Here is a 579-nt window from a genome sequence, read left to right as displayed (position 1 = left end):
ATCCGTAAGCCACCTGCTAAGAAGCCGTCGAATGCTTCTTTTGGCATCTTCAGATCAAGTGTCACTGTTTTCGTTTCGTTACCACCAAGCTCGATGATTTCGGGATGTTCGATCAATTCAGCAAGCGAATGCTTGAGCGTTGGATCGGCTTTTTCCGCGTCTTGTCCGTATTCCACGACCCCCATCACATTCGTATACGCAGTATGTGGCGTGATTTTGATTTTCTTTGCTTCTGCGTTTGCGTTTTGTAGTCTCAACGTTAGTTTTTCTGTCGTATCTGGTGCAAGGGTTAACTGAAAGTAACGTTCGTTGCCTGTTTTTTGGTTGTCCGAGAATTCCGGCGTTACATAAAAATTCAAGGTTCCTTCTTCTGCCCCCACACGTATTGGTGCCAATAAACTAACCAGTAATAGAAGCAGTAACCGCCCTGCTTGTTGGATTATATTTTTCCGATATGTACTTGCTTGTTTCATTCGTTTTCTCCTTCCTTTAAAGAAAGTAGCGCTACAAAATTGTAACGCTACGTCATGGACTTCTATCAACTGAATCCTTCGGTTTCGTTAGAAGAATCAGTCATCC

Annotated in this window: 1 protein-coding gene; it reads right to left on the bottom strand. The window is 43.2% G+C overall.

The window, feature by feature from the left end; translation table 11 throughout:
* On the bottom strand, positions 1–473 hold a 473-nt coding region (locus P3R27_RS14645; RefSeq protein ID WP_301357599.1), incomplete at its 3' end, for a DUF916 domain-containing protein.
* Positions 474–579: the final 106 nt, after the last annotated feature.

This window comes from Enterococcus spodopteracolus (genome assembly GCF_030441955.1).
Classification (GTDB): Bacteria; Bacillota; Bacilli; order Lactobacillales; family Enterococcaceae; genus Enterococcus_B; species Enterococcus_B spodopteracolus.
The sequence above is the reverse complement of the archived record's forward strand: the minus strand, read 5'-3'. Positions and strand labels throughout refer to the sequence as shown.